The organism is Actinomycetota bacterium, assembly GCA_036280995.1.
GTDB lineage: Bacteria > Actinomycetota > CALGFH01 > CALGFH01 > CALGFH01 > CALGFH01.
This window is the reverse complement of the sequence record DASUPQ010000194.1, coordinates 1-5,195: the sequence shown is the minus strand read 5'-3', so window position 1 is coordinate 5,195 and position 5,195 is coordinate 1. Positions and strand designations below refer to the sequence as shown.

6 protein-coding genes are annotated in these 5,195 nt (G+C 74.9%); 3 read left to right on the top strand and 3 right to left on the bottom strand.

Going from position 1 to position 5,195, the window contains the following annotated elements; all coding sequences use genetic code 11:
* The first annotated feature begins 195 nt into the window (after positions 1-195).
* Positions 196-396: a hypothetical protein gene (locus tag VF468_06140; protein HEX5877890.1), complete on the top strand. Its 201-nt coding sequence runs from the start codon at positions 196-198 to the stop codon at positions 394-396.
* A 77-nt stretch (positions 397-473) separates the two neighbouring features.
* Positions 474-977, top strand: a complete 504-nt coding sequence (locus tag VF468_06135; protein ID HEX5877889.1) for a YdeI/OmpD-associated family protein — start codon at positions 474-476, stop codon at positions 975-977.
* Between the two features lie 21 nt (positions 978-998).
* Here the strand turns inward: VF468_06135 and VF468_06130 are convergent, their stop codons facing one another.
* A complete protein-coding gene (locus VF468_06130) occupies positions 999-2,387 on the bottom strand; it encodes a M1 family metallopeptidase (GenBank protein ID HEX5877888.1) in 1,389 nt (462 codons plus the stop codon).
* A 161-nt stretch (positions 2,388-2,548) separates the two neighbouring features.
* Positions 2,549-3,790: an MFS transporter gene (locus VF468_06125; GenBank protein HEX5877887.1), complete on the bottom strand. Its 1,242-nt coding sequence runs from the start codon at positions 3,788-3,790 to the stop codon at positions 2,549-2,551.
* A gap of 85 nt (positions 3,791-3,875) precedes the next feature.
* Here VF468_06125 and VF468_06120 point away from each other — a divergent pair, with 85 nt between their 5' ends.
* The gene (locus tag VF468_06120) at positions 3,876-4,823 is read left to right on the top strand and encodes an ornithine cyclodeaminase family protein (GenBank protein ID HEX5877886.1); all 948 of its coding nucleotides are present in this window, start codon (positions 3,876-3,878) and stop codon (positions 4,821-4,823) included.
* Positions 4,824-4,826: 3 nt separating this feature from the next.
* On the opposite strand, the gene VF468_06115 is transcribed toward VF468_06120, so the two are convergent.
* On the bottom strand, positions 4,827-5,195 hold a 369-nt coding region (locus VF468_06115), incomplete at its 5' end, for a dihydrolipoyl dehydrogenase (GenBank protein ID HEX5877885.1).

Sequence of the window (5,195 nt, the reverse complement as noted above, 5' to 3'; positions counted from 1 at the left end):
CCCGTTCACCTTCTGGGTGGTCGCCCCCTCGCCCGGGCGCCCGGCCGCGCTCCTTACCAGCTTCGACGCCGCCGGCCAGGAGCTCGCCCGGGGAACCGAGTTCGCCGGCCATCCGAACTGCCGCCCTGACCCGAGGTGGCCCCGGCGGCCCCCGGGCACGTAGGCTTCGGGGTCACGCGACCTTGAGGAGGAGCTATGGACCCCACCGACGGGCGGTCCCAGCCTCCCCCCGAAGCCAGGGGAGAGGCGGACCTCGCCTCCACCACCGAGTTCCGGGCGTTCCTGGCCGGGGAGCCGATCCCGACCGACGCCGACGCCGGCACCCCGGACCAGCCCGGCTCGGACGGCTGGCTGGCCCGGCTGCGGGCGCTGTTCCAGAGCCGCAGCGGCCGCTGAACGACGACCGGCTGCACCCGGGCGACCGGGCCCAGTGGCGGGCCTGGCTGGCCACCCACCACGGCGACCGCGACGTGGTGTGGCTCGTGTTCTGGCGCAAGGGGTCGGGCCGGACCGGGCTGACCTACGACCAGGCGGTCGAGGAGGCCCTGTGCTTCGGATGGATCGACGGCAAGGCGGCCAAGCTCGACGACCGGCGGACGATGATCCGGTTCACCCCCCGCAAGCCCGGCAGCGGCTGGGCCCGGACGAACAAGGTCCGGGTCGAGCGCCTCCTGGCCGAGGGCCTGATGGCCGAGCCCGGGCTGGCCCGCATCGAGGAGGCCAAGCGGGACGGGTCCTGGACCAGGCTGGACGCGGTCGAGGACCTGGTCGTCCCCGACGACCTGGCGGCCGCGTTCGCGGACCATCCCGGGGCGCGGGAGCGGTGGGAGGGCTTCCCCCGGTCGGTGCGCCGGGCCGCCCTGGGGTGGATCGTCCAGGCCAAGCGCCCCGAGACCCGGGCCAGACGGGTCGGCGAGACGGCGCGCCAGGCCGCTCAGGGCGAACGGCCGGGACCGGGGGCGCGCCCCCGGTCCTGACCTTCCGGTCGGTCCCCTGGCTCAGCGGCGCAGGCGCTCGGCCCCCCGCGCCGCCGGCAGGGACCCGCGCGCCGACTGCGGAGCCGCGGCCGTCGCCGCCTCCGCGGCCGCCGCCTCCAGCACGGGCTTGCTGCCGGTGAACAGCCACACCTGGAACAGGTCGTCCAGCTGCTCGCCCGAGATCCGCTCGGCCAGCCGGATGAACTGCGGGACGGTGCCGTGGCCGCCGGCCCGGCGGGTCGTCCAGGCCCGCAGGATGCGGAAGAAGTCCCGGTCGCCCACCTCCTGCCGCAACGCGTGCACGGCCATGGCGCCCCGGAAGTACACGGCGATGTCGAACAGGAACTCGGGACCGGGGTCGCCGATGACCACACTCCAGAACGGGTCGCTGGCCGGGATCCCGTTGTAGAGGGCGTCGAACTGCTCCTGGGCCGTGCCCAGGCCCTCCTCCTCGCTCCACATCCACTCGGAGTACTGGGCGAAGCCCTCGTTCAGCCAGATGTGCTTCCACTCGGCCAGGGCCACGCTGTCGCCGAACCACTGGTGGGCGAGCTCGTGCACGACCACCGAGTCGCCGCTGGGCGGGCTGGTGAAGAAGAACTTGGAGTAGACCGGGCGGGTCTGGGTCTCAAGGGCGAACAGGAGGTTGTCGTAGTCGTCGACGATGCCGCCGCCGGTCGAGAACGGGTAGCGGCTGAACCGCTCCTCGAGGAAGTCGAGGATCTCGTCCTGGCGGGCGAGCGAGTCCTCGGCGATCCCGCCGAAGGTCGCCGAAGCGGGATCGTCCGGGTCGACCGGCTCGCTGAACAGGTCGGGGTCGAGGGCGTCGTACATCCACTCCCCGTCATCCGTCCGGTAGCGGCGGGTGTCGAACTGGCCGAAGTTCACCGTGGCCAGGTATGAGGCCATCGGCTCGGGTGCGTGCCAGAGCCAGGTGCGCTTGGCGCCGTGGCGCTGGCGGCCCAGCAGGCGGCCGTTGGCGACCACCTCCAGGTCGGCCGGGGCGGTGACCACGAAGGTGTAGGACGCCTTGTCGATCGGGTGGTCGTTGACCGGGAACCAGCTGGCGGCCACCTCGGGCTGGCCGGCGATGATGGCCCCGTCGTCGGTGTGGATGAATCCGGCCTCGATGGTGAAGCCGGGGCCGAGCACGATCTCCTGGGTGACGGGCACGCCGTCGTAGCGGACCACGACGGTGAACTTCTTGCCCTTCCGCAGCCCGTGCTTGGGGGTGACGGTGAGCTCGTGGTCGGTCCGCGACCAGGTCGCCGCCCGGCCGTTCACCTTGATCGAGCGGACGGTCAGGCCGACGAAGTCGAGGTTGAAGCGCGACAGGTTCTGGGTCGCCCGGGCCGAGATCGTGGCCACCCCGACGAGCCGGTCGGTCGCCGGGTCGTAGGAGACCTTCAGCAGGTAGTGCTTGACGTCGTAGCCGTCCCCAGGAGCGTCATCGCCAGCAGGACCGCTGCCGCCACGAGCGTGCGCGCACGACCGATGCCCATCCCCACCTCCGCTGCCGGTGCACCGACAGCGCTGAATGTACGCTTCGCACTGGGTGTTGGGGAAGATCCCTATGTGGATCGTTCTGTCGAGTTTGCGGCGCGGCGGAGGGCCAGGGCCGTGATGCCGGTGGCCAGCAGGCCGGCGGCGCCGGCGGCGACGAACGCGACCCGGGGCGTGGTGCGGTCCAGCAGGAGGCCACCGAGGAGGTAGGCCAGGGCGGCGGCCACCCCGATCCCGCCGTAGAGGCTGCCGAACACCCGCCCGAGCAGGTGCGGCGGCACCGACCGCTGGACCATGGTGGTGGCGGCCACGTCGAGGGCGGCGATGCCGAGCCCGCGCACGGCCTGGACGGCGAAGGCGGCCGCGACCGCCCAGGCCAGGCCCGTGAGCAGGTTGCCGGCGCTGCTGACGGCGAAGCCGGCCAGCAGCAGGGCGGGCATCGGGACCCGGGCGCGGGTCCGGGCCAGCAGCGCGTACCCGGCCAGCAGCCCGATGCCGACGGCGGCCAGGAGCAGCCCGACCGCGGCCTCGCCGGCGCCCAGGGTGTCGGTGGCCAGGAAGACCAGGGCCACGTCGTCGATGCCGTTGCAGGCCACGATGGCGAAGTAGCCGAGGATGACCGCCCGCACCGTCGCCTGGCTTCGCAGGTAGTGCAGCCCGGCCCGGGCGTCGGCCAGGAACGACGGGCGCCGGCCGTCCTCCGGCGCCGCCCCTGGCAGCGCCGGCAGGAACCCGAGCACGACCGCCGAGACCAAGAAGGTGGCCGCGTCGACCAGCAGCACCCCGCGGACGTCCAGCACCGGCAGCAGCAGCGCCGCGACCAGCGGGCCGAGGGTCTCGCCGCCGTTGGTGGCGACGCCGACGGCCGCGTTGGCCCGCTCCAGGTCGCGCTCGGGCACCACCGCGGGCACGGCGGCCCGCGACGCCGGCTGGAACACCTGGCCGGCCAGGGCCCGCAGCCCGACCAGGACGAGCAGCAGCGGCAGCGGCGGCAGCCACAGGCCGGTCACGACCACCAGGGACCCCTGGACCAGCTCGCAGCCGACCATCACCCGCCGCCGGTCCAGCCGGTCGGCCAGGGTCCCGGCCAGCGGCCCGGCCAGCGCCGGCAGGAAGTCCCCGGCCAGCAGCAGGAACGCCACCGCCAGCGCCTGCCCGGTGGTGCCGGCGACGTGCAGCATGAGGGCGACCAGGCCGAGCGAGTCGCCCAGGAAGGACACCGCCCGGGCGCTCCACAGCAGGCGGAACGGCCGGTTGGCGCCGAGCAGCCGCAGCGACCCGGCCCCGGCCGGTCCCCCGTCGGTCGTCATGGCAGGAGATCCTCCCCGATCGGGCCCACGGCCGACGCGGGGTAGATTGGCCGCCGTCGGGTCGGCGCGGCGACGGGAGCGGACGGTGGCCGAGGTGCTGGTGCTCAGCGAGGCGGACGTTGCCGGCCTGCTCGACCTGGAGCCGCTGCTGGCCGCGCTCGGCCAGGCCCTGCAGAGCTTCAGCGCCGGTCGGGCCGCGGCACCGCCGCGGGTCGCGACCTGGGCCGAGGGCGGCGGGCTGGGGGCGATGCCGGTGCACCTGCCCGGGGTCGCCCTCGGGGCCAAGCTGGTCAGCGTCTTCCCCGCCAACCACGAGCGGGGCCGCCCGTCCCACCAGGCGCTGATCGCGCTCTTCGACCCCGACGACGGCACCCCGGTCGCGGTCATGGACGGCACCCGCATCACCGCCGCCCGCACCGGGGCCACGGCCGCGGTGGCGGCCGGCGCCCTGGCCCGGCCCGACGCGGCCGTGCTGGCCATCCTCGGCGCCGGCGTCCAGGGCCGCTCCCACCTGGACGCGTTCCCGCTGGTGCGCGACTTCCGCGACATCCGCGTGGCCTCCCGCACCCCCGCCCACGCCGACGCCCTGGCCGCCGCCCACCCGGCGGCCCGGGCGGTCGCGTCGTTCGAGGAGGCGGCCGCCGGGGCCGACGTGGTCTGCTGCTGCACCGACGCCCGCGAGCCCATCCTGGAGCTCGCCTGGCTCGCCCCCGGCACCCACCTGAGCTCGGTCGGGGGCAGCTTCGGCCCCGAGCTCGACCCGGCGACCATGCATGCCGGCCGGGTCTTCGTCGAGTGGCGCGGCGCCGCCGCCAACCCGCCCCCGGCCGGCGCCCACGAGCTCCAGGGCCTCGACCCCGCCACCCTCACCGAGGTCGGCGAGGTCCTCGCCGGCACCCGCCCCGGCCGCACCTCCCCCGACGAGCTCACCATCTACAAGTCGACCGGCCACGCCGTCGAGGACGCCGCCGCCGCCGACCTGGTCTACCGCCGCGCCCTGGAGTCGGGCGCGGGCGTGACGGTCTCGATCTGAGCGCTACCTCCGCTTGGGCAGGTAGAGGTCGGTGATGGTGCCCTCGAACGCCTCGGCGGACATGCCGACGGTCTCGGACAGGGTGGGGTGGGGGTGGACGGTGAGGCCGATGTCGGTGGCGTCGGCGCCCATCTCGACGGCCAGGGCGGTCTCGGCGATCAGCTCGCCGGCGTTGGGGCCGACGGCGGCGGCGCCGATCAGGCGGTGGGTGGCCTCGTCGAACAGGAGCTTGGTCATGCCCTCGTCGCGGCCCAGGGACAGGGAACGGCCGCTGGCCGCCCACGGGAAGGTGCCCTTGCCGTACTTGACGCCGGCGGCCTTGGCCTCGGTCTCGGTGACGCCGACCCAGGCGACCTCGGGGTCGGTGTAGGC